We start from the raw sequence: 16,663 nt of genomic DNA on the forward strand, positions 1-16,663 counted from the left end.
TAAAAATTAAAGTATCATGAAAAAACCTACTTTTTCAAGAATTACACTAGTCGTACTTACGCTATGCCTTGGTCTGGCATCGTATGCGCAAAATTATGTTCCTTTCACACCAAGGTTCAATCAAGATTTAAAGGGAGATATTGTATTAATTGGAAATAATATTCTTGGGCCCGACAACAATGCTTTTAATGACGGTAATATCTACAACCATAATGTAGATATGCGTTATATAGATATTGATGGTGATCCATCAACATTTAGTTCTTCAAGTTCAGACTTAGAAATACCAAACCCAAATTGTTACAGAATTATTTATGCAGGCTTATATTGGGGAGCTGTAAATCCTGGAAGCGAACCTATCACTAACGTAAAGTTTAAAGGACCTGTAGGTGGTTACAATGACATTACTGGAACCGTTATATTTGATGCTAACGGTACCACTATAGATGGTGGAGATAGTTTTTCTTATGCATGCTTTGCAGATGTTACAGACATTGTAACAAGTTTTGGTTCTGGTGTAGACTTAGGAACATATACCGTTGCAAACGTATCGTCTGGTGAAGGAGAAACTGCAAATTTCAGCCCTTATAACGGAACTGGACAGTCGGCTGGTTGGTCACTTTTTATTGTTTATGAAGATCCAACACTGCCTGGCAAATCCATTACAAGTTTTGATGGATTTAGTGCCATTAGTGTTCCCGGATCTAATCCAGCTTTAGACATTCCTGTAAGTGGTTTTAGGACTGTGCCTGCTCCTGCTCCTGTAAGAGCAAATTTTGCTTTTGCTGTTTTAGAAGGAGATAGTCCAATTTTAGGCGATCAATTAAAATTAAATGGAGTTAACCTATCTACTGCAGATCGTCCTCAAACAAACTTTTTTAATAGTTCCGTAACGCAATTAGATGCAACACCTGTAAACAACAGAGTCCCAAATAGTGCTAATACATTAGGTTTTGACACTGGTGTAATGGCTGTTCCAAATCCTGGGAACTCTGTAATTGCTAACGATGCTACTTCTGGTACGATACGATTAGAAACTAGCGGTGATACCTATTTCCCATATTTCTTTGCTTTTGCAGTTGATATCATTGAACCACATATTGTACTCACAAAAATAGTTGAAGATGATGCAGGAAATGATATTGGAGGCCAAACTGTTGGGCTTGGAACCCCATTAAATTATGTTATAGGTTTCCAAAATACAGGTAATGATCATGCTACTAGTTTACAAATTAGAGATGTACTTCCTATAAACATTATTTATAATCATCCAACAGATTTAATTTTACCACCTGGTGTTACAGTATCTAGTTACAATCCTGTAACACGTGAACTAATTTTTGATGTCGATGATTCCTTAGTTGAAGAAAATGACCCAGTTTATGAAATTAGAATTGAAGTACAAGTAGTTGACGGTTGCGACCAATTAGCTGATGCGTGTTCAAACATTATTAATAATCAGGCTTTTGCTACTTACAATGGGTATTATAACCCTACATTCCAAATTACAGACGATCCAAGTGTAAATAGCAATACAGGTTGTTTACTGACACCACAAGCTACTAACTTCTTAGCGGATCTTGACTGTGAATTTATTTATGAAGAAATTCTTTGTGGTAACAGTTTAGAATTGACAGCTGCTAATGGTTATGATTCATACTCTTGGTCAACAAGCCCAACAGGAACACCTATTATTGGGAATACACAAACCATAACTGTAACTGATACAGGAACCTATTACTCTTTCAATACCGCTACTGCTCCATGTCAATCTATTGAGCAAGTTTTTAATGTTCAACTGTTCGGTGGTAATACTACAAATCCTGTGATTCCTTATGCAGATGAAGTTGTAACATGTCCTAATGATGGTAAATTATTACCAAATATATTTTTATGTGGTGCTGACGATTCAAGATATATTCAAACTAATATTTCAGACTCTACTTCTATTATTTGGGAGCAGTTAGATGAATCAAGCTGTGCAGCAGTATCAGATCCAGATTGTGCTAATGAAGACCCAGGCTGTACTTGGAATGAAGTTGGCACTGGTCCTAACTTTTTAGCAGATACATCTGGTCAATTTCGTTTAACAATCAACTATCCTGGCGGCTGTTTCAATCAGTTTTATTTTAATGTATATCAAAACCTGTTAGTACCAACAGTTGTATCTACTGATATAATTTGTACAACAGACGGAAGTATCATAGTAAATGATGTGCCTTCAGGTTATGAGTTTAGTATAGATGGTGTTAATTACCAAACCAGTAATATATTTACCGTTACTGTACCTGGAACATATAGTGTTTTTGTGAGACAAATTGGTGTACCAACTAACCCTTGTATTTTTGGTGTTCCAGACGTATTAATTAGAGATAGGGATTTTACCACGACATCAACAATATCACAGCCACTATGTTTTGGTGATAAAGGAAGTATTCAACTTGCTGCCAATGATGTGGATCCTCAATATACCTTTACTTTAAGTCAAGGCGCAACTATAGTCAATACTGTTGGCCCAATAATAGAAAACACCTATGTTTTTGAAAATTTAAATCCTGGTACTTATACAGCTACGGTTGAAACTGAAAACGGGTGCCTATACTCTGAAGATGTTACCATAGTTGAGCCTCCTCTACTTACAGTTACAGCAGCTCTTACGGTTCCGCTAACATGTACGGATGGAGAAATAACGATTTACCCAGAAGGAGGAACACCTCCATATTTCTATTTTATAAATAGTACAACAGATTTCCAAACAGTACCAGAAGTTGTAGTAACAGCGCCAGGTGTTTATGACATTACTGTTGTTGACTCAAATAACTGTAGTGCTAGTACAACGGTTACAGTTGAAGACAATCCTGAGCCAGAATTCAACATAACAAGTACTGATATATTGTGTGGTGGAACTGGTGATACAGGAACTATTACAATTAATGTTACAAACGCCAATGGATTCGCTGTAGAATATAGTATAGACAATGGAGCTACGTTTTTCAATTCATCAGTATTTACAGGACTTACGGCTGGTGATTATGATGTTGTAGTACAATATTCTTTAGGCGCTTCGGTTTGTACAACGAATCCACAAACGATAACTATAATTGAAAATACAGCAATAGATGGTGCTGCTCAATTAACTGCACCTTATACATGTACAAGCGATGGAACAATAACCGTTACTGGAGTTACAGGAGGCACACCACCTTATGAGTACAGTATTGATGGTACAACATTTCAATCAAGTAATATATTTTCAGGATTAACACAAGGTACTTACACCATCGTTATAAGAGATGATAATGATTGTACAACCATAACTAATGAAATTGCTATAGATGCATTAAACCCACCAACAGATTTAGAGTTTGATAGCTCTCCTATTACTTGTCCAACGAACACAAGTGATATTACAATAACTAATACTGTAGGTGGTTCTGGAATTTTAGAATATCAAATAATTGCTCCAGCATCAGCAATAACACCATATCAAACTTCTAATGTGTTCTCTGGATTAAGTGCAGATACTTACACCTTTCAAGTAAGAGATGAAAACAATTGTATATATAGTGAATCTTATACCATTGACCCAATACCAACTCCAACAGTTAATGTGGTATTGACTGAAGGTTTAGATTGTACAGCAACACCAGATGCAGAATTCACAGGAACAATTACTGGCACTTCTCCATTCACTTATGCAGTTTCTTTTAATGGCGGAACTTACACTTCTTTAGGAACAACAGGTGCAACATTTACGTACACAACATCAAATGATGGCACTTACCAATTTCAAATTACTGATGCCAATGGTTGTACAGCAGAATCTTCTATAATAACTGTTAACGCTATTTCTCCACCAGCATTGAGTGCTGTTGTGGTAAGTCAACCTATACTTTGTAATGGAGATTCCAATGGAGCTATAGATATAACTATTGATAATACAACTGGTACTCCTCCATTTACAATTAATGTAAACAATGATACAACAAGTACAGATTATGGTACGCAAACCTCAGGATTACCTGCAGGAACTTATACAATAACTATAACAGATGCCAATTCATGTACAGCAACTGAAACTGTAACCATTTCAGAACCTAATGCTATTGCTTTTGATTTAAGTAAAGTTGATATAACTTGTAACGATCCAGGAGGTTCATCTTTAGGTTCAATTTCGGTTGAAAATGTTACAGGAGGCACAGCTCCATTCACATACTACATTACAAACAACTTTGGAGATCCCATTCCTGGAAATCCTTATAATGCAGCATCAAATGAAGATCATACCTTTAACATTATCAACTTCGGAACGTATACTATAAATGTTGTTGATGCTAATGGCTGTAGTTTGTCGCAACAAATTGATATTGCCTCTCCTCCATCTGATTTAGATATTAACGTTAATGTGTTAGTACCTGATTGTACTTCTGGAGGAACAGCTGAAGTAACAGCAATATCTGCTCTTGGAAGTGGAAATTACGAATTTGGAATATTAGAATATAATTATATTCCTTATACAGATACGTACTATTCTCCTGATACAATGCCAGGAGGAAACACAAGAACCTTCACCAATTTAATACCTGGTGTGGTCTATACTTTCGTGGTTCATGATTTAACAACCAATTGTTACTTTGTAAAATCAGCTGATGCACCAATAGATCCTGCTTCAACCCTAACCTCTAGCGTAGAGCCTAACAATGTATCTTGTCTAGGAGCAGCTGATGGAAGTGTGACCTTTACTATTGATAATTTTGATAGCACAACAACCTCAGTAGATTATTCAATTTATACGGCTTATGACAACCAATTGGTCGATGGTCCTACAAATTTACCTGTAACTTTTGGTGTGCCAGAAACCGTTACTACACCAAATCCAGGAACTTTAACGCCAGGTCAATACTATATTGTCTTTACTGAAAATGGAACTGGTTCATTTAATGGTTGTAATACAGCTTCAACTATTTTTGAAATATTAGAATCATCTGTTCAATTAGACTTAACTGTTTCTGTTGACCAAAATGCCAATTGTAATCCAAATTCTGGTCTTATAAGCGCTATAGGTCAAAACGGAACTCCACCTTATGAATATCAAATCACAACAACTCCTGCAGCACCTTTAGTCACTGATACTGGTTGGGATGCTGCAAGCGTATTTAATGTTGATGCAGGAACCTATTACATTCATGTTTTAGACGCTTATGGTTGTATTGTTTCAAGTCCTGCCACTATTGTAGATACTGATGCTGAGCCAACAATTTCAGCAACTTTAAACAATACGTGCGAAATTACAGATGGTAATTATGAAATTGAAATTACTTTGGATACTCCAAGTGCACCTCCATACAGCTATAGTATTAATGGAGGCACATTTCAAACCCAAACAGCTCCGTTTACAATTTCGAACTTGTTTTCTGGAACACATACGATTGAAATTCAAGATGCCAACGGTTGCGGTAATCTAGTATCAATTGATATCGGTGAGCCTATAGATTTAACTTCAGAAGTTACAGCTTTACCTTCATGTAATAATGATGATGGTGAGATTACTGTAACTGGTTCAGGAGGTTCAGGTACTTATACCTATAGTATTTCGCCTAATCCTGCTTCTATAAGTTTAGCTGGAAACGTATTTTCTGGTGTGCCTTCAGGTATTTTTACCGTAACAGTAACCGATACAGTAACCTCTTGTACTTCGGATGTGACAATTTCAGTACCAGAAGCTGTTCTTCCAACTTTTGAATTATCGTCAACTTCAGTAACCTGTTTTGGTGATAATACTGGATCATTCGACATCAACATTACAAATTATTCTGGAGCTTATACCTATGAAGTCTTTGACAGTTCTAACACTTCAGTTACAGGAATTGTTAATGCTAATACGTCCACCAATCCTTTAACCGTAACAGGAATGGAAGCTGGAACATTCTCAGTAGTCATTACAGAAACTGAAATACCATTTTGTTCCAACACATCAAACGTTATTATTTCTTCTCCGCAAGAGGCTTTAACGCTTTCGCTTTCTGAAACCTCTAACGTAACCTGTACCAATAGTCAAGGTACAATTACAGCAATTGCTGATGGTGGTTGGGGAAGTTATGAATATGAGTTAACAGGTGATGCTGCCGTAGCCTATTCAGCTAATAATTCGTTTTCAAATTTATCAGCAGGAACTTATACAGTAAATGTCAGAGATGCTGAAGGTTGTATAGCTTCTGAAACTATTACACTTAACGAGCCGACACCAATTACAGCTACATTTACACCTAGTACAACTACGCTGTCATGTTTTGGTGACCAAGATGCAAGTATTACTGTGAGCATAGTTTCTGGTGGACAAGGTACAAACTACGTTTATACATTAAACACAATATTACCTGTAGCGAGTTCTTCAGGACCTCAAACCTCTAATGTTTTTAACGACTTAGGAGCAGGAACTTATACGGTTACCATAACTGATGGTTTTGATTGCGAAATGACTTCACTAGATATAGTTATTTCAAACCCTACGATTATTGAGGCAAATTTAGTTAGAACTTCAACACAGACATGTTTAACAGAATCTACTTTAACACTAAGTGCAACTGGTGGAACTGGTCCTTATGTTTATAGTGATACAGATACATTTGCAACTGTAATAGGCAGTTTTAGTTCATCTACAACATTCCCAGTATCAGAAGGAACATATTCGTATTATGTGAGAGATGCAAACGGTTGTATTTCTAATGTTTCTAATGAAATTACAGTTGACCCATTACCAGAGTTGGTGATTAATTTAGACGCTGTTAACCCAACAATTAATTGTGCAGGAGATAATACAGGATCCATTTTGGCCACAGCACAAGGTGGATTAGGAGATTATATATATACGCTTCAAGATGGTGGTGGAAATCCTATAACAGCAACCCAAAATAGTCCTGGTTATTTTACGCAACTTGTAGCTGGTAATTATATAGTAATGGTAGAAAGTGGTGACTGCAATACAACATCAGCACCAATTAGCATCACACAGCCAGCAACACAATTAGATGCAACTATTGCAGTAAATGATGTTACTTGTGCAGGAAATGAGAATGGTTCTGTTGAAGTAACTGCTACTGGTGGAACAGGTATCATTAAATATGCTATTTCACCTCAACTAAACCAGTTTTTTGAAAGCAATATTTTTGAAAACTTAGGACCTGGTGATTATGATTTAATTGTTCAAGATGAACTTGGTTGTTACCTTACTTTCAATTTTACAATTCACGACCCAGAACCAGTGATTATAACTATAGTTGCAAATTCGTTATTCCCTGAAACTTGTGAAGGTGATGAAGATGGTGAATTCAGTATTGACATTTCTGGTGGAAACTTACCGTATAGTGTAAGCTTAGATAACTATGACGGTCCATATATCACAGGTAATCCTACACAAACTGAGTTCGACTTCACAAACTTAAGTGGTGGAGATCATATTGTTTACATACGAGATGCTGAAGGCTGTGAATCTGAATGGAATATAACTTTCCCAGAATCAGTAGCTATAAATCCAGAAATAGAAATTGAATATCTATGTGAAAACAACGCTCAAGGTAATACAGTTACAGTAAGTATTGATGATTCTAACACAGACTTATCACAGTTTGATTATTCTCTCAATGGCGGAACATACCAAACCAGTAATGTATTTAACAATGTACCTGTAGGAACAGATCATTATATTGAGGTGAGACATACCAATGGTTGTATTCAAACAACAGAATTGTTTGATATTGAAGGTTATACGCCAATTACCTTAACGCTTACTGAAGGTGGATTAAATGAAATTATTGCCAATGCATCTGGTGGTACTGGTGAATATGAATTTATTATGAATGATGAAAGTTATGGTACAACAAACATCTATACTATTACTGAGACAGGACTTTATGTTGTAACTGTAATTGATAGTGCTGGCTGTATGGCAGAAGCACAGATAGAATTAGAATTTGTTGGTCCATGTATTCCAAACTGGTTTACACCAAATGGTGATGGAGAATACGATACTTGGGCACCAGGCTGTGTAGAAAACTACCCTAACCTAACTTTTGACATCTTTGACCGTTATGGACGTAAAGTTGCAACTTACCGTGTTGGTGAAGTATGGGATGGACGCTACAATGGTCATGAATTGCCAACCGGAGATTATTGGTTTGTAGTTAAAACCAACGACCCAAATGTAAACAAAGAGTTTGTCGGGCATTTTACATTATACCGCTAACCCAAACAGAATGCACAAAACCTACTTATGATGAAACATCCTATAATGAAACTTAATCGATCAACGAAAAGAATGATATGGATGTTCCATGTGACCGCTAAAAAATAATAAAACTGAACACATGAAAAAGATTATTCTATATATAGCATTTCTTACTGTAACATTCAGTTATAGTCAGGAATTGAATTTACCTGTTTGGACACAATATCTTGCAGATAATGATTTTGTGATTTCACCAACTTATGCAGGTATTGGCGACAATTTAAAAATTAGAGCTAACGGACTAACACAATGGGTAGGCATTAAAGATGCGCCAGATAACCAGTCTATTTATGCGGATTTTAGAATTTCTAATCGTTCAGGTATTGGTGTTTCGGCATATAATGACAAAAACGGTAACACACGACAAAAAGGGTTAAAACTGTCATTTGCGCATCATCTGATTTTAGATTGGAAATCCAAACAATATTTATCCTTAGGGCTTTCATATAATATTAACACCTTTAGAATTGATATAGAAAATTTTAATACTACTTACGATATACCTATTCTAGATCCTGCCATCAACGGAGATAGAGCTGTTAACAATAATAATTTTGATGCTGGTATATTATATAGATGGAACAAATTTTATTTAAGTTTTAATGCAAACAATTTAGTTTCTAAAGATATTGAAGACTTTACAGGTGGCATAGAACCTTCGTTATTACTCAATTACCAGATATACTCTGGTTATGTTATTAGTCCAAAAAAGAATAAGAATGTTGAATTTGAACCTTCAGTGTTCTTTCAACTATTTGATAGTGATAAACGATCGGCTACCGATGTCAATTTTAAGTACAGAAAGTTTAACAGAAATGGAGATTATTATTGGATTGGTGCCTCATACCGATTTTTAAATGACCAGTTTTTTAATCCTTTAAATCTTGGGCCAATGGCTGGTATCCTGCATAACAAACTTTATTTTGCATATTCGTACCAATTAACATTTAATGATTTATCCAGTTTTAATTCTGGTACTCATGTTGTAACCATAGGTTTAAACTTATTACAAAGCGCGAGTAATTGTCCTTGTACTAGAGGAACAAGTCAGAGTTATTATAGGTTGTAAGATTAATTAGTTCAGTTCTAATTTATATCCAACTCCATGTACATTTGTCAATTTAATCGAAGTATCTGCCTGTAGTTTTTTACGAAGTTTAGAAATATAGGTGTCCAAGCTTCGACCAACAAAAACGCCATTATCTTCCCATACTCTTTTGGTAAGTTCGTCACGTTTAATAACTTCGTTTGGTCGTTCTACAAAAAGTGCTAGAAGCTCACATTCTTTTTTAGACAAAGCGATTTCTTCTGCTTCTTTGATGAGTATGTTTTGTTCAGGATAGAATTTAAAAATCCCTAAAGCTTCATAATTAATGGCATCTATAGTTGTCTTGGCATTGTTTTTCTTTTTATACCACCAAAAGACAAGTCCAATAAACACTAGAGCTCCAAAAAGACCAATAAAAAAACTTAAATTATGGTTTGCCGCAACGTTTTCAGTAAAATTAACTTCTATAAAATAACAGGCATTGGGTAAATAACGACCCTCACATGGTATTATAGTGCTTTCTAAAATAGTTGTCATTTGATAACTGTAAGCCACTTCTCTATCCTTGCATTGAATGACTTCAACAATATAATGTTCAGGAAGATTAGATTTCACAAAACTGTTACTTATTGCTTCAACTAATATGTTAGGTTCAAAACCCAAAGAATTATGAAATGATAACTGAAATTTATTGGGACTCAACTCTTTTACTGGCAATATCAATGAGATAGAATCTCTATTACTCAATAATAAGTTATGACCAGCATCTCGAAGAGCAACTTTAGTGCGCTCAGAAAAATCTTCTTCCTTAAAGCTACAAGAAGCTATAATGAGAAATAACAGAAATACTAAAGACTTGATGAAGTAAATGGAAGTACTATGTTTCATATTGTTTTACAAATAACTAATATTTCATCTAAATTTTGCAAGTGTTTGACACTTCTTTTACACTTTTTTGACATTCTTTTCTGTCGCTGTATCTAGTTTTACATCATCATTAATCATTAAAAATATATAAATGAAAAAACTTACAGTATTACTAGTATTAATGCTTACAGCAAGTATTAGTACAAATGCACAAGAAAAATTGAACATCAACATTTCAAAAAGCGAACTCAAATGGTCTGGCGAGTATTCCTTTTATTTTGGAGGGCATAATGGCACAATAGATTTTACAGAAGGCTATTTTATAAAAACAGATGATGTTATTACAGGTGGTGAATTTATAATAGATATGAATTCTATAACATGTTTGGATATTGAAAGCGATGAAGGAAAAGCCAATCTTGTTGATCATTTAAAAAATGAAGATTTTTTTGATGTAGAGAAGTTTCCAACAGCAAAATTGGTAATTACAAGTGTCGAATATTATGAAACTAACCAAATGAAAATTTATGCAAACCTTACTATAAAAGGTATAACATTGCCTGTAGAATTTCATGCGGAAGCCAATTATAAAACACGACAAATGGTTACAAAATTTAAAATAGACAGACAACGTTGGGGAATTGATTATAACAGTAAATTAAGGGATGGAGCCATCGCAGACGGTATTGGTTTTGAAGTGACATTGAGCTTATAAACTTCTAACAAAAAATAATTAGTTATTACTAAAGCACTACAATGAATGTAGTGCTTTTTTGTTTTATAAATTCAAATAGTTCTAATCTATTATCTGCTCAAAACTCACTAATTTAGAATAAGTATAAAATAATTTAGAAAGGTGGAAAAATGTTAGTTAAAAAAGTAAAAAACAACTGTTGATAAAGTGAAATAATTCCAAACATTATACTTTAATTATCAATAAATTATGCCACTATTATTGATGATAAACGTACTAAATATGCTAATCAAAGGATTTATTATCAATTAATCGAATATTAAAAATTATCTGATTATTATTAATTAGTTTTAAGTGCTCTAAATGAATAAACTTAAATTAATATGGCTAGTAAAAATCTGCGCCTTCACCGTTTTCTTGGGAAGGGCTTATCAGTTATATTTTTTTGGCGCTCCGTTTAGAGCCTTTCTATGGGATGAGAGTTTGTTGACTCCTATAGTGGAAGGATTATCTAATTATACCTGGCAAGATTATGCGAGCAGTTCTAAGGTAAATGTTTGGATAGATGGCTTTATAAAGTTCTGTAGTCTTATATTCTTGCTGGCTGCGATAATTAGCTTGTTCTGGAATAAAATTGGTTATAGAAGGTTAAAACAAATAGTTATGAGTTTTGCCTTGCTCGTTTTGCTGTTCATCGGTATTTGTATGGTGAAAGATAAGAACTACGAGTATTTACTGTTTTTTGAATTATTTATTCAATTAGCTGCACCAATTTTATTATTGTTGAATGTTAGATTAGATGTAACAGATAACAAAAAGATTATCATTGGTCTAAAGATTGCCATTGCTTGTACATTTATAGCGCATGGTCTTTTTGCAATGGGACTGATATATTTGCCTGGATATTTTGTGGATATGACCATTATGATATTAGGGCTAAACGAATCTCAGGCTACAACATTTTTATATGTTGCAGGTGTTTTAGATTTAGTAATGTCAGTTTTAATTTTTGTACCTAAACTATCAAAATATGCACTATGGTATATGGTGTTTTGGGGTTTAACTACAGCATTAGCAAGATTGTTTGCAGGTTATAGTTCAGACTTTGTTTCATCATCACTGCATGCTAGTGTTTATTTAGTTATATATAGATTATCCCATGGACTTTTGCCACTAGTGGTTTTGCTTATGGAAAAAAAATTGAGAAAAAGAAAAATTACCTACTAATGAAAACAAAAATACTTTTAACCAAAATACTGTTCCTAATCGTATGTGGTACTTATGCCAATAACGATAGATATCGTATTATTTTGGTCGATGACCCTGCAACAACAATCACTATCGCTTGGGATCAAACCTCTGGTACAAATCCAATTGTACACTATGACACAACAGATTATGGCACCAACTATTTATCATATGCTAATTTTAAAGCGGTAGACAGAGCTATTGTTTATAAAGGCATGGACAATAGATTTGTGCGCTTATCAGGTTTAACGCCAAATACAGACTATTACTTCGTTATACATGATAGTGAAGGGACAAGCCAAAGATTTTGGTTTAGAACCGCGCCTAATGATAATAGTAGATTATCTATAATTGCAGGTGGAGATTCTAGGAATAATAGAACTCCGAGACGAGCAGCCAATTTACTAGTAAGCAAATTAAAGCCTCATGCTGTTTTATTTGGTGGTGATATGACGGACGATAGTACAGATACGGAATGGAGCAAATGGTTTGACGATTGGCAAGATACCATAGCTAGTGACGGAAGAATGTTTCCTATTGTACCAACTCGTGGTAATCATGAAGACCCTACAGATATCTATAATTTTTTTGACACACCAAACAATAACTCTTATTATGCCATCACTTTTGGCAATAATCTGTTTAGAACCTATACACTTAATTCAGAGATATCGGTTTTTGGAGATCAATTGACATGGCTAAAAAATGATTTAGACTCACCTGCAGGTACTAATGCCATATGGAAGGCAGCTCAATATCATAGACCAATGCGTCCTCATACAGCCAATTCAGACAAACCAAACAACAATACACTTTATGATGCTTGGGCAGAATTATTTTATGACGAAGACGTACGTTTAGTAATAGATTGTGACTCTCACATGTCTAAAACTACGTGGCCAATAAGACCATCGTCAGAACTCGGAAATGATGAAGGTTTCGTAATCGACCATAGTAATGGTACCGTTTACACAGGAGAAGGTTGTTGGGGTGCACCACTAAGAGATAACAATGATGACAAAAGCTGGACAAGAAACTCAGGTAAATTCAATCAATTCAAACTCATATTCATTGAGTCTTCAAAAATTGAATTAAGAACAATAAAAGTTGACAATGCTGGCGTAGTTGGTGAAGTAAGTAATACGGATCCTTTTACACTACCTGCTAATCTTGATGTATTTTCACCACCAACAGGTGCTGTAGTTACTATTAACAATACTAATGATGTCGTTTGCCCAGCTTCAGGCATTCCTTGTGAAGATGGAGATCCAGATACCATTTTAGATGAAGAAGATGACTCATGTAATTGTGCAGGATTTAATTCTTATGATCATACTGTATTTATGGCAGAGGTATCAACATCTAGCGATGATGCCGAAGAAGATGTTGTTTCTGGAAGTGTGGATACAGGTAGTAGCGACTTAGAGTTGGTATATGATGGTGGAGATCAAATTATTGGAGTACGTTTTAATAATGTTGAAATTCCCGAAAATGCTACTGTTGTTAGAGCTTATATTCAGTTTTCAACAGATGAAAGACTTGCGTCACAACCTACGACCAATTTAACCATTCATGGAGAATTGGCTAGTAACAGTAGCACGTTTACTTCTGCAGCTAATAATATTTCATCACGCACAACCACAAGCAACTCAACGCCTTGGAGCGACTTGGCTGCTTGGGGCTCTATTGATAATGTTGGGTATTACCAACGCACTCCTGACCTCAGTGACGAAATGAATGAAATTATCGCACTACCTGGTTGGGTAAAAGGTAATCCAATAACTTTTATAATTTCAGGTACAGGCGAACGTGTAGCAAATGCTTATGAAGATAGTGGACCAGCTCCAAAATTGGTTGTATTGTTTGATACAGATTGTCCATTGGGAGATGTACAATTGGGAGCTACCAACATGTGTGACGACAGTAACGACACCTATACACAAGACATCGTAGTAACCTATCAGAATGCACCCTTAACAGGCACTCTCAATGTAAATGGGCAGGCTTTCCCTATTACTTCTAGTCCACAGGTAGTGACTTTAACAGGTTTGGACGCTGACGGTTTTGAAGTAGATATTGAAGCATTTTTTAGCGATGTTCCAACATGTATAATTTCAAAAGACGATCTTTATGAAGCGCCTAGTGCTTGTAGTAATGGTGGCATACCGGACAATACACCAGATGATAACTTGAACCTAGCTTTGTTATCTGAAGCCACTGTAAGAGGTAGCATCGATGGCGGCAGAGGAACTCCAGACCATATTTTATATGACCCATCAATTAATGATTATTATATTACTTCTGACTATAACGAATATGGTCTTGACCATAATGCAGTTATAGAAGCATCTAATAATCCTGATGACGGATTAACATGGCAAGTAAATTGGGATAATGTTAAATACATTAATTACATAACATTCGGTGGAGTTTATACTACAAATGATCAAGAACAACCTAATACTATGTGGCGAATAAGTTATAGACGAGATGGTATTTGGACAGTACATGATGAAGGCTTAGCTGGTTGGGTTAATGGTGGTATATATGAATGGGGAGGCGTTGCATTTAACCCTATTGAAGCTGACGCCCTTAAAGTTCAATTGTTTAGTGATGGTTTTAATGAACTTAAAAGCACACATTTAAGAGGACGAGGTGGTGTATCTTTCAATATTGATGATAGTGCAACAACTCCAAAAGCTACCTTGATTCAGTATTTAGCTCCCGGAAATAGTTGTGGTGTTACAATCCCTTCAGGCTCGATTTTATATTGTGGTGGAGATTGGATTTACAGTGATGGTCCTGATGATACTTCTGGCACAATCAATGCTATTATTGCAGATGGAATATACACAATAGACAATGAGAAAGATGTTGAAGTCAATAATCTGGAAATCTATCCAGGTGCAACGGTAATAGTTAAAGAAGGTTCTAGTTTAACGGTAAAAGGAAATTTAACCAATAATGGAACGCTACAATTAGAATCTATATCAAATAAATATTCAAGTTTAATTGTTGATGGTACAATCTCTGGAAACGTATTGTACAAGAGACACGTAAATAATGCGGCTGGCACTGGAACTACTACCACTGCTAACGATTTAATAAGTGCACCTGTAACAGGTCAAACATTTGGTGCTTTTAGATCCGCAAACCCAAACATATTATCTGGTACTATTGGTGGCAACCCAGCATTTTTATTCGGGCCATTTGATACATCAACGGTTTCTTATGTAAACTTCTCGCCTTCAGACGATAGTACTGTTCTGGCTGCAGGTACAGGCTATAGGTCTGGATCCACGGATGGAGGTACTTACACTTTTAGTGGTAGTGTTCAAAATAGCACTGTCAATGTTGCTGTAACGTCAGGCGGAGCTAGTAATTGGAATCTTATTGGTAATCCTTACCCAAGTTATCTTAATGCACAAGAGTTCTTAAATAATATTGCAAATTCTGGATTAATTGATGAAAATTCAGTTGGTATTTACGGATATGATGGTACTGCAGCAGATGGTTGGACTATATACAATTTAGCTACTACAACTCCTAGTACTGTAATTGCACCAGGACAAGGATTTTTTATTGATGCCGAAGCATCTGGAAATATTGCATTTACACCTAGTATGAGAAGTAAAGGATCTGATGACGATTTTATTGCTGGTCGTAATACAAATGTTGTGCTTACGTATTTAAAACTAAAAGCAAATACAGATAATCAGTCTTACCACACAGATTTTTACTTTAATGAGAATGCAAGTTTAGGATTAGATCCAGGATATGATGCAGCAATATGGAACGAAATTCCACCAAATTTTGCAATTTATTCTAATTTGGTACAAAACAGTACTGGTGTGCCAATGGCCTTACAAGCATTAAATATTAATGACATACCAGATGTTGTTATTCCATTAGGAGTTAACGCTAACGCTAATAAAACCTTAAACTTCAGTATCATGGAATCCACGCTTCCAAGTACAGTAAATGTTTATTTAGAAGATGTTGTAACTAATTCAATAGTTTTATTGAATTCAGGAGATTATGTAATAACGCCTTCTGAAAACCTTTCGGGTACTGGTCGTTTTTATTTACGATTCAATGCTAGTGTTTTAAATACTGTAGAACAACCTTTAAAAGCTCTTAATATCTTTACAGATTCCACAAATAAAACTGTTGTAATCAGTGGTCAATTATTTACTAAGACCAATTTCAATCTATATGATATTAACGGAAGAATTGTAAGTACTAAACCGTTAGACATAGACAACAACAGGCAATCAATAGATGTTTCTCAATTAAGCACTGGAGTTTATATTGTTGAATTAGTTTCAGAAAACAATGAAAAACGCATTAAAAAGCTTATAATTAATTAGTATTTCTAACTTATTGCTAAGCGACTAGATATTTATATTCTTTATAAATATCCAGTCGCTTTACTTTGCAATCAAAAAATATTCGTAATTTGAAGTGAGATTAATTTCTAAAGCTGTTTGTATGTAGTGTTTTACTATCTTGCAGTTTTGAT

General features: G+C 35.0%; 6 protein-coding genes. 5 read left to right on the plus strand and 1 reads right to left on the minus strand.

Going from position 1 to position 16,663, the window contains the following annotated elements:
• The first annotated feature begins 16 nt into the window (after positions 1-16).
• On the plus strand, positions 17-8,242 hold the full coding sequence (locus ACFFGA_RS14090; protein ID WP_386064969.1) for a T9SS type B sorting domain-containing protein: 8,226 nt from the start codon (positions 17-19) through the stop codon (positions 8,240-8,242).
• A gap of 121 nt (positions 8,243-8,363) precedes the next feature.
• On the plus strand, positions 8,364-9,353 hold the full coding sequence (locus tag ACFFGA_RS14095; RefSeq protein WP_386064970.1) for a PorP/SprF family type IX secretion system membrane protein: 990 nt from the start codon (positions 8,364-8,366) through the stop codon (positions 9,351-9,353).
• 6 nt (positions 9,354-9,359) lie between these two features.
• Here ACFFGA_RS14095 and ACFFGA_RS14100 read toward each other — a convergent pair whose 3' ends face one another.
• Positions 9,360-10,220, minus strand: a complete 861-nt coding sequence (locus tag ACFFGA_RS14100) for a winged helix-turn-helix domain-containing protein (protein ID WP_386064971.1) — start codon at positions 10,218-10,220, stop codon at positions 9,360-9,362.
• Between the two features lie 130 nt (positions 10,221-10,350).
• Between ACFFGA_RS14100 and ACFFGA_RS14105 the strand changes: the two genes are divergently transcribed.
• The 3 genes from ACFFGA_RS14105 to ACFFGA_RS14115 all read left to right on the plus strand — a co-directional run bounded on the left by ACFFGA_RS14105 (position 10,351) and on the right by ACFFGA_RS14115 (position 16,511).
• Entirely contained in the window at positions 10,351-10,914 is a 564-nt protein-coding gene (locus ACFFGA_RS14105; RefSeq protein WP_386064972.1) for a YceI family protein, read from the plus strand.
• A gap of 342 nt (positions 10,915-11,256) precedes the next feature.
• Entirely contained in the window at positions 11,257-12,120 is an 864-nt protein-coding gene (locus tag ACFFGA_RS14110; RefSeq protein ID WP_386064973.1) for a hypothetical protein, read from the plus strand.
• Positions 12,120-16,511: a DUF8693 domain-containing protein gene (locus tag ACFFGA_RS14115; RefSeq protein ID WP_386064974.1), complete on the plus strand. Its 4,392-nt coding sequence runs from the start codon at positions 12,120-12,122 to the stop codon at positions 16,509-16,511. The genes ACFFGA_RS14110 and ACFFGA_RS14115 overlap by 1 nt, the downstream gene beginning before the upstream one ends.
• Positions 16,512-16,663: the final 152 nt, after the last annotated feature.

Origin of the sequence: Winogradskyella pulchriflava (genome assembly GCF_042434315.1) — a bacterium.
GTDB classification, from domain to species: domain Bacteria; phylum Bacteroidota; class Bacteroidia; order Flavobacteriales; family Flavobacteriaceae; genus Winogradskyella; species Winogradskyella pulchriflava.